The organism is Nonomuraea sp. NPDC050202 (assembly GCF_040656115.1).
Lineage (GTDB): Bacteria > Actinomycetota > Actinomycetes > Streptosporangiales > Streptosporangiaceae > Nonomuraea.
Genome location: NZ_JBFALF010000052.1, coordinates 1 through 13,115, shown reverse-complemented (window position 1 = coordinate 13,115; position 13,115 = coordinate 1). Strand labels below are relative to the sequence as shown.

The 13,115-nt window shown below is 69.1% G+C and carries 17 protein-coding genes; 7 read left to right on the top strand and 10 right to left on the bottom strand.

Translation table 11 applies throughout. The annotated features are described in order from the left end of the window. Window positions 1–162: 162 nt before the first annotated feature. The 4 genes from AB0I79_RS57280 to AB0I79_RS57265 are packed head-to-tail and all read right to left on the bottom strand — an operon-like array spanning window position 163 to window position 1,996. A complete protein-coding gene (locus AB0I79_RS57280) occupies window positions 163–804 on the bottom strand; it encodes a DsbA family oxidoreductase (protein ID WP_357893435.1) in 642 nt (213 codons plus the stop codon). Between the two features lie 14 nt (window positions 805–818). Beyond that, a complete protein-coding gene (locus tag AB0I79_RS57275) occupies window positions 819–1,292 on the bottom strand; it encodes a nucleoside deaminase (RefSeq protein ID WP_357893433.1) in 474 nt (157 codons plus the stop codon). Window positions 1,293–1,298: 6 nt separating this feature from the next. Next, window positions 1,299–1,619, bottom strand: coding sequence for a multidrug efflux SMR transporter (locus AB0I79_RS57270; RefSeq protein ID WP_357893431.1), 321 nt, complete (start codon window positions 1,617–1,619; stop codon window positions 1,299–1,301). A 32-nt stretch (window positions 1,620–1,651) separates the two neighbouring features. Continuing rightward, complete coding sequence (locus AB0I79_RS57265) at window positions 1,652–1,996, bottom strand: multidrug efflux SMR transporter (protein ID WP_357893429.1); 345 nt, start codon at window positions 1,994–1,996, stop codon at window positions 1,652–1,654. Window positions 1,997–2,115: 119 nt separating this feature from the next. Here AB0I79_RS57265 and AB0I79_RS57260 point away from each other — a divergent pair, with 119 nt between their 5' ends. The 3 genes from AB0I79_RS57260 to AB0I79_RS57250 all read left to right on the top strand — a co-directional run bounded on the left by AB0I79_RS57260 (window position 2,116) and on the right by AB0I79_RS57250 (window position 4,216). Next, on the top strand, window positions 2,116–2,577 hold the full coding sequence (locus AB0I79_RS57260) for a MarR family transcriptional regulator (RefSeq protein ID WP_357893427.1): 462 nt from the start codon (window positions 2,116–2,118) through the stop codon (window positions 2,575–2,577). Window positions 2,578–2,886: 309 nt separating this feature from the next. Then, entirely contained in the window at window positions 2,887–3,747 is an 861-nt protein-coding gene (locus AB0I79_RS57255; RefSeq protein ID WP_357893425.1) for a polysaccharide deacetylase family protein, read from the top strand. Window positions 3,748–3,892: 145 nt separating this feature from the next. Continuing rightward, window positions 3,893–4,216, top strand: coding sequence for a hypothetical protein (locus tag AB0I79_RS57250; RefSeq protein ID WP_357893423.1), 324 nt, complete (start codon window positions 3,893–3,895; stop codon window positions 4,214–4,216). Here the strand turns inward: AB0I79_RS57250 and sigJ are convergent. The 5 genes from sigJ to AB0I79_RS57225 form a co-directional block, all read right to left on the bottom strand. Continuing rightward, window positions 4,208–5,107: an RNA polymerase sigma factor SigJ gene (sigJ, locus tag AB0I79_RS57245; protein WP_357893421.1), complete on the bottom strand. Its 900-nt coding sequence runs from the start codon at window positions 5,105–5,107 to the stop codon at window positions 4,208–4,210. The genes AB0I79_RS57250 and sigJ overlap by 9 nt on opposite strands. A gap of 221 nt (window positions 5,108–5,328) precedes the next feature. Beyond that, window positions 5,329–6,579: an FAD-dependent monooxygenase gene (locus AB0I79_RS57240; protein ID WP_357893419.1), complete on the bottom strand. Its 1,251-nt coding sequence runs from the start codon at window positions 6,577–6,579 to the stop codon at window positions 5,329–5,331. A 144-nt stretch (window positions 6,580–6,723) separates the two neighbouring features. Further along, complete coding sequence (locus AB0I79_RS57235; RefSeq protein WP_357893417.1) at window positions 6,724–7,107, bottom strand: DoxX family protein; 384 nt, start codon at window positions 7,105–7,107, stop codon at window positions 6,724–6,726. 113 nt (window positions 7,108–7,220) lie between these two features. Continuing rightward, window positions 7,221–7,694 (bottom strand): carboxymuconolactone decarboxylase family protein, encoded by a 474-nt coding sequence (locus AB0I79_RS57230; RefSeq protein ID WP_357893415.1) that lies wholly within the window; start codon window positions 7,692–7,694, stop codon window positions 7,221–7,223. A gap of 927 nt (window positions 7,695–8,621) precedes the next feature. Next, window positions 8,622–9,269 carry a flavin reductase family protein gene (locus AB0I79_RS57225; RefSeq protein ID WP_357893413.1) on the bottom strand — a complete coding sequence of 216 codons (648 nt, stop codon included), beginning with the start codon at window positions 9,267–9,269 and terminating at the stop codon, window positions 8,622–8,624. Between the two features lie 66 nt (window positions 9,270–9,335). Between AB0I79_RS57225 and AB0I79_RS57220 the strand changes: the two genes are divergently transcribed. From AB0I79_RS57220 to AB0I79_RS57205, 4 genes are read left to right on the top strand one after another with little or no spacing between them, the layout of a single operon-like run. After that, entirely contained in the window at window positions 9,336–10,079 is a 744-nt protein-coding gene (locus tag AB0I79_RS57220; RefSeq protein WP_357893411.1) for a helix-turn-helix transcriptional regulator, read from the top strand. A 30-nt stretch (window positions 10,080–10,109) separates the two neighbouring features. Next, complete coding sequence (locus AB0I79_RS57215) at window positions 10,110–10,589, top strand: hypothetical protein (RefSeq protein WP_357893409.1); 480 nt, start codon at window positions 10,110–10,112, stop codon at window positions 10,587–10,589. A gap of 47 nt (window positions 10,590–10,636) precedes the next feature. After that, window positions 10,637–10,768 (top strand): hypothetical protein, encoded by a 132-nt coding sequence (locus AB0I79_RS57210; RefSeq protein WP_357893407.1) that lies wholly within the window; start codon window positions 10,637–10,639, stop codon window positions 10,766–10,768. Window positions 10,769–10,791: 23 nt separating this feature from the next. Then, complete coding sequence (locus AB0I79_RS57205) at window positions 10,792–11,127, top strand: hypothetical protein (RefSeq protein ID WP_357893405.1); 336 nt, start codon at window positions 10,792–10,794, stop codon at window positions 11,125–11,127. A gap of 769 nt (window positions 11,128–11,896) precedes the next feature. Here the strand turns inward: AB0I79_RS57205 and AB0I79_RS57200 are convergent. Beyond that, the gene (locus tag AB0I79_RS57200; protein WP_357893403.1) at window positions 11,897–12,985 is read right to left on the bottom strand and encodes a retropepsin-like aspartic protease; all 1,089 of its coding nucleotides are present in this window, start codon (window positions 12,983–12,985) and stop codon (window positions 11,897–11,899) included. Window positions 12,986–13,115: the final 130 nt, after the last annotated feature.

Below are 13,115 nucleotides of genomic sequence, written 5' to 3'. Positions count from 1 at the left end.
TGCGCCCGTCCGATAGCGGGCGACGACGTCCGGTGCGGCGGTCGGACCTCGGCCCACAGCACGCAGTCACCCGGAACAGGTCGGCGATGCGCATGACGGCTCCGCCGAAGGCCATCGTTCATCGATCTGCTCTGCCGCGTGCCAGGCGGCTGGCCTGGCCGTTCAGCAACCGTCGATCGAGCAGGTCAGGTCTGGGAGGGACTGCTCGCCTCGCTCTGCTGTGGCCTGGTCGATGGCCTCGCACAGCGCGCCTGGCGTGGGCATGCCCTCGATCCTGATGTCCTCGACGAGGATTGTGGGGACGGCGGTGATGCGGTGCGCGGCGGCCTCGGCCAGTGCCGTTCGGTGGGCCTGGGTGTACTGGCCGCATTCCAGCGCGGCGCGGTACGCGGTGGCGGGCAGCCCGAGCTCGGTGGCGAGCTGCTCCAGGACGTCCAGGTCGCCGATGTCGAGCCCGTCTTCGAAGAAGGCGCGCAGCATGCGGTCGTTGTAGGCGTCGGCCAGGCCGTGCTCTTTGGCGAACTGGTAGCCCTCGAAGGCCAGGCGTGTGTACGGCTGCGGTGAGATGTCCGGCAGCCGGATGGTGACGCCCATTCTCCTGGCCATCGGGTAGACCACCCGCGACCAGACGCCGCGCAGGTAGTCGCCCTCGGGGCGCAGGGTTCGGGTGGGTTCGGGGCGTAGCTCGAACGGCATCCATTCGACGGCGACGTCGCGACCGGCGATGGCCTCGGCGAGCGGTTGCTTGGCCAGCAGGCAGAACGGGCAGACGTAGTCGGACCAGGCTCTGATGCGTACGGTCATGGGCAGGCTCCTGATCAGCGGGCGAGCCAGGCGCGGAACGGCTCTTGCGCGTCCTCGACGGGCAGGTGCAGCGGGGACAGCGGCCACTGCTCGACGGGGACGGCGAACAGGTCGTAGGAGGAGGCGTAGTCGAAGCCGGCTGTCGCGGCGGCGTGCCGGTCGGCGGCGAAGGCGATCCACCCGATGCCGGACCACAGGGCGGTCAGGTAGCACAGCGGGCATGGTTCGCCCGAGGCGAGCAGCGTGGCTCCCGCGAGGGCGTGGGGCCCGTGAGTTTGGGTCGCCTCGCGCAGGGCGACGATCTCGGCGTGCGCGGTCGGGTCGCGGTGCGCTCTGACCCGGTTGACGCCGGATCCGAGCACGGTTCCTGTGTCGTCGACGACGAGCCCGGCGAACGGGATGCCGCCGGCTTTGACCTCGGCGGTGGCCAGGGCGACGGTTTGGGTGAGGCGTTCGGTGAGCCAGGCGGGCCTGGTGGCGTTCTGCATCGCGGATCAGATCCCTGTGGTGATCTTGAGGAGAGCGACGCCGCCGATGATCGCAGCGAACGAGGCGAGCTTGGCCGGGGTGATTTTCTCCTTGTAGATGAGGGCGCCGAGGATGACCGTGCCGATGGAGCCGATGCCGGTCCAGATGGTGTAGCCGACGCCGACGTCCAAGGTCTTCAGGGCCAGGCTGAGGGTGAAGATGCCGCCGGCGGCGGCCAGGAGTGTGAAGACCGAGGGCCACAGGCGGGTGAAGCCCTGGGTGGCATTGGTACCGAGGGCGAAGGCGATTTCGAAGACGATCGCGATGGAGAGGTAGATCCAGGCCATGATGACGTTCCTTCCAGTGGTGCAGGTGGTGGTCAGGCGGCGGACGGCTTGCGTGCGGACAGGCGGTCGGCGAGCTTGAGTCCCAGCACGCCGCCGATGATCAGGACGAAGGCCAGGGCCTTCCCCAGGGTGATTTCCTCGTCGAAGATCACGGTGCCGAGGACGACGGTGCCGACGGATCCGATGCCGGTCCAGATGGTGTAGCCGACGCCGACGTCCAAGGTCTTCAGGGCCAGGCTGAGGAAGAAGATCCCGCCGGCCGCCGCAGCCGCGGTGAGCAGGGACGGCCACAACTGGGTGAAGCCGTCAGTGGCGTTGGTGGCCAAAGCGAAGACGACTTCGAACGCAGCAGCGATGAGCAGGTAGATCCAGGCCATGACCACTCCTTATTTGTATGTATGTGCAAGTGATATCGCCAGAATGATGCATGTACATGTATTCTTCTGTCAAGCCGGTCCCACCATGGATCGGGAAGGTCGCAGGAACGAGGAGTGCCATGGCCCACCCAGCTCCCACGCCGGTGCACGTGCCACCCGTCGCGGACGTCGCCGCAACCTGGCAGCGCATCCTGCTCCTGACCGCCCGCGTGGAGAACAAGCTCGCCGCCGTGCTCCAGCGCAGGCACGGCATCGGTCTGTCGGAGTACCGGGCACTCGGCCACCTGGTCGCCTCGCCCACCAGCGAGTTGCGCATGCAGGAACTGGCCGACAAGGTCGGGCTCAACCAGAGCTCTGTCACCCGCCTGGTGGCACGGCTGAACGCGGCGGACTTCGCCTACCGCGACCTGTGCGCAGACGACAAACGCGGGGTCTACGCCGTCATCACCGACACGGGCCGGGCCAAATACGCCGAGGCGAGCCGCACCTACGAAGAGACGCTGAGCGACGCCCTGAAGGAGGAAGGACAGGCGGACCCGCAACTCGCCGCCGCGCTCGCGGCGCTGGGCGCCCTGTCCTGACGAACGCCTCAACAGAGGGCGCACGGGGCCTTGCCCTGCCGACACCGCTTGAGGAATGCCCTGGCCGACAAGCAGGGGCGAGGAGCACCTCGCCCAGGTTGATCGACGGCCGGCTGGCCATCTGGCCAGCCGCGACACCACCACAGCCTGCGCACTGCCATGAGTCCCTCAGCACGTAGCGCCGTGACGATGGCGCGTTCGGCCCTCTCGGTGACGCTTGCGGCCCTCCCGGCGAACACCGGTGATCCCTATCGTCGAACCGGACAGGACCCAAGACGGGGTCATCGCAGCCTGATGAGAGGACACCTCATGGAGAACACGCTGTTCGGCTACAGCCCCATCGTCGGGCGTGAGCCGATCCGGTGGCCGGGTGGGGCCCGTGTGGCCTTCTACGTGGGTCTGAACGTCGAGCACTTCACGATCGATCGGCCCTCCACCAGCCTCAACGAGGCGACCGCGGCCCTGGTGCCGGATCCGCTCAACTACGGCTGGCGCGACTACGGGCCGCGCGTGGCGATCTGGCGGGTGATGGAGGTCCTCGACCGGCACGGCATCCGCGCGAGCGTGCTGCTCAACGCTGACGTGTGCGAGCGGTACCCGCAGATCGTCGAGGCGGGCAACGCCCGCGACTGGGCCTGGCTGGCGCACGGCAAGAACAACTCCACCCTGCAGGCAGACGTCGACGACGAGCGCGCGTACCTGACCGAGGTGGTGGAGACAATCGAGAAGGCGACTGGGCGGCGGCCGCACGGGTGGCTGGGCCCGGCGCTCAGCGAGACGTTCCAGACGCCGTCCCTGCTCGCCGAGCTCGGCCTGGACTACGTGCTGGACTGGACCAACGACGACCAGCCGTACCGGCTGAACGTGCCAGGCATGCTGAGCGTGCCGTACTCGCTGGAGCTCAACGACTTGGGCATCTTCACCATGCACGGCATGAGCGGCGCCGACTTCGTGCAGATGGTCACCGACCAGTTCGACCAGCTCTACGCCGAGTCCGCCGACAGCGGCCGGGTCATGGCCCTGGCACTGCACCCCTTCGTCATCGGCCAGGCGTTCCGCACCAAGTACCTCGACCAGGCGCTGGCCTACATCGCCGGCCACGAGGGTGTATGGCTGACCACCAGCGACGAGATCGCCGAGCACTACGCCGGCTCCATCACGACCGCCTGAAGTTGCCGTTCCAGCGCGAGCCGGACCCCGTTCAAAGCCCAGCTCGCGCTGGAACGGCCAGTCGAAGAGCCGGAGGAGGCCGTCGAGACCCCCTACCACCTGCTGTCCCACTACGGCGCGGCTGCGGTTTCGGCGGTTGAGGTGTGTGACGGTCGGGTGTGCGCGGCAGACGTTCCGGGAGTCGTTGCCCGGTTTGGCCGATGCCGCGGCCGGGGACACCGGCGACCCACGGGCGATCGCCCTGGCGCTGGAGGGGATCGCCGGGGCGCGGGCCCTCGCCGGAGACCCCGCCCGGGCGGCCCGGCTGCTCGGTGCGGCGGCCGCGGCCCGTGCCTCGGCAGGCGCCCCGCTGCCGACGGCCGAGCGCGGAGACGTGGACCGGATCACCACGGCGCTGCGGGCCGCATGCGGACCAGCGGGCTTCGAAGCCGAATTCGAGCAAGGCACACGTGTGCCGGGCTCACGCTGAATTCATTCTGATATGGGTGAGCTTGTCGGGGTTGGCTACCGAGTGGATCGTGTGGACCATGCCGTCGGCGATGTCCAGCTGGATCACGCCGATCACGCGGCCTTCGGCGTCGAACTTGACGGCGCCCGGCCAGCCGTTGACCCAGGCCGGCCGGAGGGAAACCCCCAGGATCCCGGCCCGGCGGAAAACACCGAGGATGAGCCGCATGACGGGCAGTCGCCCGGCCAGCCGCTTTCCGAAGGCCTGCACCTTGCCGCCACCGTCCCCGTGCAGCACCACGTCGGGCGCGAGCATGCCGAGCAGCGCGTCCATGTCGCCGCCCGCGGCGGCCTCGAAGAACCTGCGGGCGAGTTCCTGGCCTTCCGCCCGTCGCCCGGGGGGCGGCGCGCTGGCGGCCACCTGCCCTCCGGCGGCGATGCGCTGCCGGGCGCGGGCGAAGATCTGCCGGCAGTTCACCTCGGTCTTGCCGGTGATCCGCGCCACATCCGAGTAGCCGTATCCAAACACCTCCCGCAGCATGAACACCGCCCGCTCCGCCGGCGAGAGTGCCTCCAGCAGCACCAGGAACGCCATCGACAGAGAGTCGGCCAGCTCGGCGTGCTCGGCCGGTCCTGCGCTGTCGGCGGGCATGACGATCGGCTCGGGTAGCCAGTCGCCCACGTAGGTCTCCCGCCGCACCCGCGCCGAACGCAGGTAGTTGATGCCGAGCCTCGTCACCACCGTGGTCAGGTACGCCTTCGGGTCGACGATCACGGTCTTTTCCTGATGCGCCCGGGTCAGGGCGAGGAACGCGTCCTGCACGATGTCCTCGGCGTCGCCCACGGACCCGGTCATTCCGTAGGCGATGGAAAACAGCAGCGGCCGGTATCCGACAGCGTCTGTCTCATTCATTGGTTCCGGCATGAGATCCTTCCTAACTCGCGTATCGAGACTCTGGCTGGCCCATCTGGCTGCCCGTCTGGCGCTTCGACACCCTCAGCCTCGCGTGGCAGCCCGCGCCCACCTGCTCGAACATCCGTTCATGGCGGCTAGTAGGTCCCGGTCCCCGGGCGGCGCGGCCGGTATTGGGCGTTTCGCCCGCGCTGCTGAAGGCTAGGCCACCGATCGTGCCGTCACGCATGGACGCGGACGGGCACAGCCGAGTCAGGGTGAGCGAAGTCTCCGTCTTTCATCCGGGCCACCTTGCTCCTGGCCCGCCACCGAAGAAACAATCGGGAGGTCAGCGGCATCTTGCTCACTCGCAGCATTATCCTGCGCCGTGCGAGTTCCAAGCGGGTGGCCGGGACGAACAGGCTGCGCATGTGCATTCCGTTGCCCTGCAGGTACTTGATGAAGGGGCGCAACTGCTGCTCCCAGCCCGTCAGCGCCTCGGTCACGCTGCCAGGATGGCGGGCCAGCATGGTGCCCAGCAGGTCGGCTCCGGCCATCGCGGTCGAGGCGCCCATCCCCGCATACAGGGTTACGCACCAGGCCGCGTCACCGACGAGTACCACCCGGCCGCGATGCCAGGTGTCCATGTGCACCTGCTCGACGGAGTCGAACAGCACATCCTCGGCCGACTCCAGCGCGTCCAGCGCCGCGCCCAGAGCGGGGCCGGTTGGCTCCGGGCCGAACACCTCGCGCACCCGATCGGCCTTGGGCCGGGTGAACTCTGCCTGCGCATCGTCAGTGTGGTAACTGAGCAACACGGTCGGCGGACCGTCCTTGAACGGAAAGGTCCACATCGACCGCTGAGGTTCGGCCAGGATGACCGAATCGCGCTGGTCGTAACCCGGGAGCGCGCCGGGCATGTGGAAGGCGACCGCCATGTAGTTCAGCCGGCGCAGATACTGCTCGTGCGGCCCGAACGCCAGCCGTCGCACCGTGGAGCGCAGTCCGTCCGCGCCGACGACCAGATCGAAGCGTTCGGTCACCGAGACCCCGCCGTCGGTGTCAGCCAGCGTGACGGTCACCCCGTCGGCGTCCTGCTCGATACGGGTCGGCACGGTGGCGTACCGGATCTCGACATCGGACGGCAGCGCGGCGAAACCGGCTGCTTCTACGTCTCCCCGTGTCATCATCCATGGCCGGCCGGGGAAGTCCTTGAAGCCCAGTCCGGGCCGGCGCCTGCCCACCCGGTCGATGTCATAGCTGACGCCGTCCGCACCGCGATCGGTGATCCTGTCCAGGATGCCCAGGCGCTGGGCGGCGGCACGGCCAGCGCCGAACAGCGCGATGAAGTACCCACCGTTCCGCCGCCCGGTGGCTCGCTCGATGATGATCGGCGTCCAGCCGATCTGCCGCAGCCGTAGCGCTGCCGCGATCCCACTGATGCCGAGCCCGACCACCAGAGCCCGGCGGGCGCCGTCGTTCATGACGTTCATGAGCGGGTTCTCCTGCAGGATGCGTGCCCAGAAGGCCGTTGCCTGACTTGCACTGATGCCGGATGGTCCGGTTGCTGATCACTTCCGCCACGGACCGGCGGGATTGATCTGATCCGGTACCGCCTCTGCCGCCCGCCGTAGCGGTCAGCCGATGAAGGACTCAGGGCCGAAGCGCCCCCACGCCACGAAGGCGGCCAGGGCAAGATAGACCAGATTCCCCGCGGCCGACATGACCTCACCACGGCGCACGTGCGTGACCATCGCGCCGATCATCAGCACCACCACGCCGACCGCCGCCACCGGCACCAGAACGGGCACGATGCCGGTCACGGCGGGCAGGACGAGTCCCACCGCTCCCAGGACCTCGACGGCCCCGAGGAACTTCAGGAATCCTACGCTGAAGTCCGCGGTCCATCCCGCGCCGCGCATGGCGGCCATCTTCTCCCGGGGTACGATCAGCTTGCCGACGCCACCGGTGAGGAGGACAACGGCCAGCAGTCCGGCGCAGATCCACAGCGCGAGGTTCATGAGATCCTTTTCCATCAGGGTCGTGGGGTGAGTCCGGTTCTGAAACAGGAGCGGCGATGGGTGCCCGGGTCGTGCTACTGACGCCAGGCAGCAGCACGACCGTGTCTTGCTCGTTATCTGTGCTGGCCGGGCTGGTAGTCACCGGCGGGCTGCTGGGTGATGACGTTGAAGCGGTTGAGGGCGTTGATGAGGGCAATGAACGCGACCAGGGCGGCAAGTTGGTCCTCGTCGTAGTGCTTGGCGGCGTTGGCCCATGCCTCGTCGCTGACGCCACCGGCGGCGTCGGCGATGCGGGTGCCCTGCTCTGCCAGCTCCAGGGCGGCGCGTTCGGCCTCGGTGAAGACCGTGGCCTCGCGCCAGGCGGCGACCAGGTTGAGGCGGGTGGAGGTCTCCCCGGCGTGCGTGGCGTCCTTGGTGTGCATGTCGATGCAGACGGCACAGCCGTTGATCTGGCTGGCGCGGAGCAGCACCAGCTCGCGTGTCGCGGCCGGTAGCGTCGAGTCCGCCAGCGCCTTGCCCGCCGCGACGAGGTGCTTCAGGGACTTGCCTGCGACCGGGTTGCCGAAAAGGTTCAGACGAGCATCCATCGTGGGCTCCTTGTCGTTGTTCACTGTCGCCCCTCTGAGACACATCAGCCCGGAGGCCTGTGACGGCAGCCAAGTGTGAGGTGCGTCTCTGCCTCCCCGGGCGACGACCACCTGCTGGCCGCCGACCCATCGCGGTCGCGGTCAAGGCAGTCGATGATCCGGTCCGGCCGCAGCTGCTGTGAGTGATCGCATCCCGGCCACAAGGTGCGCGGGCCCGAGCTCACCCCTGCCTTCGAGCTGTCCCAGCCGACGATCTCTCACCACCCGATCGGATTCATTCTGGGGACCGCCGGGCGCGACGCGCGCTGGGCGCCGTACCCCCACTATGGTGTTCGCCGCGTTCGACGAAGCGTCGGCCGACGTGCTCGCCGAGGCGTTCGCGCCACGGGCCCGCCTGGTCGACGCCGACACCGTCAACCGTGGGCCGCACCCGCGGGCCCGTGTTCCTCACTGACCGCCGGGTGCCCACTCACGTCCCCCACGCGTGACCCATGCCCGGTTACCGGGCGCGCCCGCCTGTCCTATCGGCGAGCCGCCGAGCTCTTCGAGGCCCTCACCCGGCCACTCGCCCATCCGGGCATCACCGACCCAGCCGAACTCGAGGCACGCGGCGGATGGACGCTGCGTCAACTGCGCCACTCCGCGCTGACGCACGAAGCCGGGGACGGCACCAACACCCCAGCCCTGTTGGCCCGCTCCCGGCGCGCCTCCGTACGTTCCCTGGAGCGCTACGCCCGGCGCAGCGTCGACGCCGCGGTCGCCCACGTGGTCGGCCGCGATCCTCTTCGGCGCTGAGGCGCCCTGGCGACGTCCGTCATCCACTTCGACCACAGCGTCCCCTACGACATAACCTCCTCCGCAGTGCGCTGCCGCTCGATCCCCAAGAGGGGCCGGTGCGCCCGGGCGCGCGAACCGGCGCCATCGCCCTCACCGCCGGCGCGCCGCCGGGTCCGCCGTCTCCGAACGGAAGCTGTGACCGAGTTCGGAGCCGAGGCCGTGGTAGTGCCGGAAGTTGAAGATCAGCGGACTCCAGGCGGCCGGGTCCACATGGTCGGTTCCGGGAACGACGATGGACGGAGCGGCGTGCACCCGCAGCACGTGCGTCTCGACGATGAGGAACCGGCCGGTCGCGTCCGTCCTGACGCGCTCGGCCCGGGCCTCCAGCTGCAGCGGGCACTCCGCCACCCGCGGCGGCCGGACCATGTCGGAGGGCTCGGGACGCAGGCCGGCGGCTTCGAACTTGGCGTTCTCGTACCGGTAGAGCTCCTGCTTCTCGAGCGGCACCGGATCGCGGCCGGTGAGACGGGCCAGGCGCTCGACGGCCTGCCACTGATGCGGCGCGGGCAGGTTGATCACCACCTCGGGACGGGCGAACAGGTTGTGCGCGGTCTGTCCTGTCCGGAGCAGCCCGAGCACCACGACCTGGCCCAGAGCCCAGGCGGACGACATCGGCGAGAGGTTGACCGTGGCGTCGTCGTTCTCGGTGGTCAGCAGGGCGACCGGCGTCCCGAAGTAGAGGATGCTCGGGGCGATCACCAGGTGCTCTTCCGCGGTGCGGTCCGTTTCAAGGGTCATGGTCGGCAACCGTAGGTGCCGGACGTTTCGGTCAAGCCCGAACTGTCGCTCTGCGAGGATGGGCGGGTGAGCAGCCGAGACATGCCCGACGGTCATCCGGACGTGGCCGCACTGGCCGGATTGCTGGCCGAGCGTAGCCGTGCCGCGTTCTGCCTGGCCCTGCTGGACGGCCACGCCTGGACGGTCACCGAACTGGCCCGATACGCGGGCGTGGCGGTCTCGACCGCCACCGGGCACCTCAACCTGCTCGTCGAGGGCGGCCTGCTGACCGAGGAGCGCCGAGGCCGCCATCGCTACCTGCGGCTCGCCGGCTCCGACACCGCCGAGCTGATCGAGAACCTCGCCGCCCGCGCTCCCCGGTGCCCCTCACCGGTGCGGTCGCTGACCGACGCCAACCGCCGGCGCGCGCTGGCCCACGCCCGGGTCTGCTACGACCATCTGGCCGGGTCGCTGGCGGTCGCGATCACCGACGGGATGACCGCCAGCGGCCTGCTGACCTGGCAGGACGATCCCAGGCTCACGGACCGGGGGATCGCCTGGCTGGTCACGGCCGACATCGCGAAGGGCACACCGCCTCCCGGCTGGCATCCGCACATCCGTACCTGCCTCGACTGGACCGAACAGCGCCTTCATCTCGCCGGAGCCCTCGGCGCGGCGCTCTACCGCCACATGGTCACCGCCGGATGGCTGTCCGAGACCGGCCCGAGCCGGATCATCACGCTCACCACGGCCGGTCGCGCCGCGCTCCGCCAGCACCTCGGCCTGCCCGACGCGGCCCTCGCGCCGCCTCAGGGGGGCCTGTCACCGTGATGCTCGGCCAGCCGGGGGAGTAGCGTCTGCATGTCGCGGGCCGGGCGAGAGCCTGGACGTGTTTCCATTCCTCCAGGACTTGCCAAGTGCTCGCATGGTGGGTACTCAGGAAATCACGCCGGCGGTCATCGGACCGTCGGCGCGCCGGACCCAAGCGCGAACCAGGTCGGCTCGTCACCGACCACTACGTTCACCGACGCGGGTCTCGCGGCGGGGACGTACTACTACCGGGTCCGCGCCGCCGACGCGGCCGGCAACCTCAGCCCGTCCTCGAACGAGGTCTCGGCCATCGTCACGGCCCAGCCGACGAACCCGGGCCTGGTGGCCGCCTACGGCATGGAAGAGGGCACGGGCGCGACCGTGGGCGCCTCCGGGCAGAACAACACCGGAGCCGCCACCGACACCACCTGGACGACGACCGGCAAGCACGGCAAGGCCCTGTCCTTCAACGGCACCAGCAGCTGGGTCACCGTGCCGCACGCCGAAACGCTGCGCTTGAAAACGCGCTGACGTACTCAGCGTGGGTCAAGCCGGCGACCGAGGACGGCTGGCGCACCGTGCTGGCCGTCACCTACAACGGCACGATCATCACCCTGTACGTCACCGGTACCCAGGTCGACCAGACCCCGATGACCGGCGACCTTCTCGACCAGGGCGGTGTACTGCGCATCACCGTCACCTCCACGTGACCGTGTCGTCGTGATGGAGCGACATGGGCTGGCACGGCAAAAGGAAGATTGAGCAGATCTCAGCCGATGGGCTCGAAGTCCTCAACCTGTTCGCCAACCTGAATACGCGGCTCAGCCTCAGGCGGGCGTTCGACGGCCGGATCCTGACCGTGGTCGACAGCGGTGGTCCGCGATTGGCTGGAGGTGAGGATCCCCACGGTCTCGACGACCAGTTGGGGGACTTGCCGCTGTTCCCACCGCATCCTTATGAGGAACGGCAGGGAGCCTTCCTGGAACTCGCGTTCATGCTTGCAGGACACCGACTGGATGTCGACTGGTTCGAAACCACGGTTCACCGGCGCTACTTTGTTCGTACTTAACCCTTCGGATCGTGCACCGTCAGGAGCGTCTGGCCTGCTCATCACCCTCCGGTGCGGAGCGTGGCGCGGTAGACCGCATCGGAATCGGCTGCGAGGCTTGCGATGAGGCCGAGCTTCGACACGCATGGCGGCGACTGCCCGTGGGGATCCCCGAACAGCTTGTTGTGGTGGTTGCGCACAGCAGTCTGCACCAACGCTCCCCTCGTCATCAAGGGAGCGCGAGAGCCGGCCCGGCGAGCCCGAGACCGAGAAGGTCCACCAACGATCCGAACCTTCACTCAGCGCCAAGGAAGTAACCAGGACTGGGTGGGAGCGACGCAGGCAGCGGGATGATCCGTCGACGCTCGAGTCGATCATCACACTCTGTTGCTGACACGCGGTGTCGTGGCCGCGGACACTCTCCTGTCGCCCAACACGCGTGTTGTTGTCGGTGCTCGTGTCGGTGTCCAGCGTGAGTTGTCGGATCCCGCTTTCGGCTCCGATCTTGGTGGGCAGAATGCTCAGCCCCACGGCGTGCTGCGCGGCGATGTCGGCCGTGGTCGTGCCCGCGGCCATCCCAGGCGCCCGGTTGACCGCGTACGCCAGGAAGATGCCGCCCGGGGGCTCCCCTCGTCCGCGCTCGATGGTGAGCGCCTATCCCGTGGGGTTGACGTGCTCCGTGCTGGACCACCGCAGCGGCAGCGGCTTTCCCGCGCCCGCCGTGTTGTACGGCAGGCCGTTCTTGAGCGCGCCCTGCTCCATCGCTCACCCCTTTTCGTACTTGGCTTGCCTATTCGCCCGCGCCGGGCGCTGATCGGAACACGTACCGTCCCCTGTCGAAGTCCAGCGTCCATGCGTACGCCTTGAGGAAGTCGTGCGACAGCAGGCCGTCGATGCGTACGCCGCCGAAGGACTGCCACGGCGTCGTCCGGGACTTCGCGACGGCCACGAGCGGGTCCTGCCGGGTGAGGGGGCCGAGTGACACCGGCTCGGAGCTGTCGAAGTGCGGGCGGCTGGTCAGGTGGCGCGGGACGCCCCAGGCGCGGTAGTGGCGGGGCGTGGCCAGCAGGCAGGCTTGCCGTGGCGGCTCCACGGCGTCGTCCACGTGGACCAGGCCCGAGTCGATGAAGAAGGTGAGGTCGTCGCGAGGGCCGAAGCCGCCGCGCGCGAACATGAAGTGATCCGCCCAGAGGTAGAAGCCGAACTCCGCCGCCACGGGGCTGTCCGCGAGGAGGCGGGAGTGCTCGGTGGCGGCGTCAGGGTGATGTCTCGGGGAGAGGATGAGGCGGTTGCCGGGGTGGTCGAGGGTGGACAGGAACTGTTCCAGGACGTTGGTGCCGATGATCACCAGGTCCTGGGGGCCGACGAGGGTGGAAAGCACCTCGACCGGCACGTTGGTCAGCGACGCGGCGCCCAGGCGCAGCTCGGCGATGGTGCCGTGACGTAGCTCGGCGCGCTGCAGCCCGTGAGAGCCGGTGGCGCTCGTGGTGGTCACCACGCCTGTCTCTGCGGCGCTTCGTGGTCCCATGACGACGAACGTGCCGCCGGTGTCGAGGTGCGCCAGGACGTCGATGCCGTCGATGGTCGCCGCCACGGCCGGGAGGTAGGGCGCGAGCTCGTGGTCGGCGAACGGAAGCGTGGTGGTGCCGTCGAGTCGCACCTCCAGCGGGCGGGTCAGCCTCGAGTCGAGCACGCGCAGCGTCTGCTCGGCGGCCCGTGGCCGGGCGTCATGGCGCTGCCGTACGTGCTCGACGGCCCGATCGGGGCGGCCCAGGTGCAGCCAGGCCGCGACGACCGGCTCGTCCAGTGCCCTCGGCGCGCGGCCGGCCGCGGCGAGGGCGTCGTAGTGGGACAACGCCTTCTCATAGGACTGCTTCACGGAGTGACACAGGAAGAGCAGGTGATCCCGGGAAAGGCCGGACAAGGTCTCGGCGTGGCGCTCGCAGCCCTCCACATCGCCCCTCGACCAGGCCCGCCATGCCGGCCGTGAAGGGGCGTCCAGTAATCCG

What these genes read in the sequence shown, in the direction of transcription:
- AB0I79_RS57215 (WP_357893409.1), top strand. Translation starts at nt 10,110, where the DNA reads ATGTCGCGGGCCGGGCGAGAGCCTGGACGTGTTTCCATTCCTCCAGGA.
- sigJ (WP_357893421.1), bottom strand. Translation starts at nt 5,107, where the DNA reads ATGAATGAGACAGACGCTGTCGGATACCGGCCGCTGCTGTTTTCCATC.
- AB0I79_RS57270 (WP_357893431.1), bottom strand. Translation starts at nt 1,619, where the DNA reads ATGGCCTGGATCTACCTCTCCATCGCGATCGTCTTCGAAATCGCCTTC.
- AB0I79_RS57275 (WP_357893433.1), bottom strand. Translation starts at nt 1,292, where the DNA reads ATGCAGAACGCCACCAGGCCCGCCTGGCTCACCGAACGCCTCACCCAA.
- AB0I79_RS57265 (WP_357893429.1), bottom strand. Translation starts at nt 1,996, where the DNA reads ATGGCCTGGATCTACCTGCTCATCGCTGCTGCGTTCGAAGTCGTCTTC.
- AB0I79_RS57235 (WP_357893417.1), bottom strand. Translation starts at nt 7,107, where the DNA reads ATGAACCTCGCGCTGTGGATCTGCGCCGGACTGCTGGCCGTTGTCCTC.
- AB0I79_RS57230 (WP_357893415.1), bottom strand. Translation starts at nt 7,694, where the DNA reads ATGGATGCTCGTCTGAACCTTTTCGGCAACCCGGTCGCAGGCAAGTCC.
- AB0I79_RS57260 (WP_357893427.1), top strand. Translation starts at nt 2,116, where the DNA reads ATGGCCCACCCAGCTCCCACGCCGGTGCACGTGCCACCCGTCGCGGAC.
- AB0I79_RS57280 (WP_357893435.1), bottom strand. Translation starts at nt 804, where the DNA reads ATGACCGTACGCATCAGAGCCTGGTCCGACTACGTCTGCCCGTTCTGC.
- AB0I79_RS57225 (WP_357893413.1), bottom strand. Translation starts at nt 9,269, where the DNA reads ATGACCCTTGAAACGGACCGCACCGCGGAAGAGCACCTGGTGATCGCC.
- AB0I79_RS57205 (WP_357893405.1), top strand. Translation starts at nt 10,792, where the DNA reads ATGGGCTGGCACGGCAAAAGGAAGATTGAGCAGATCTCAGCCGATGGG.
- AB0I79_RS57255 (WP_357893425.1), top strand. Translation starts at nt 2,887, where the DNA reads ATGGAGAACACGCTGTTCGGCTACAGCCCCATCGTCGGGCGTGAGCCG.
- AB0I79_RS57240 (WP_357893419.1), bottom strand. Translation starts at nt 6,579, where the DNA reads ATGAACGTCATGAACGACGGCGCCCGCCGGGCTCTGGTGGTCGGGCTC.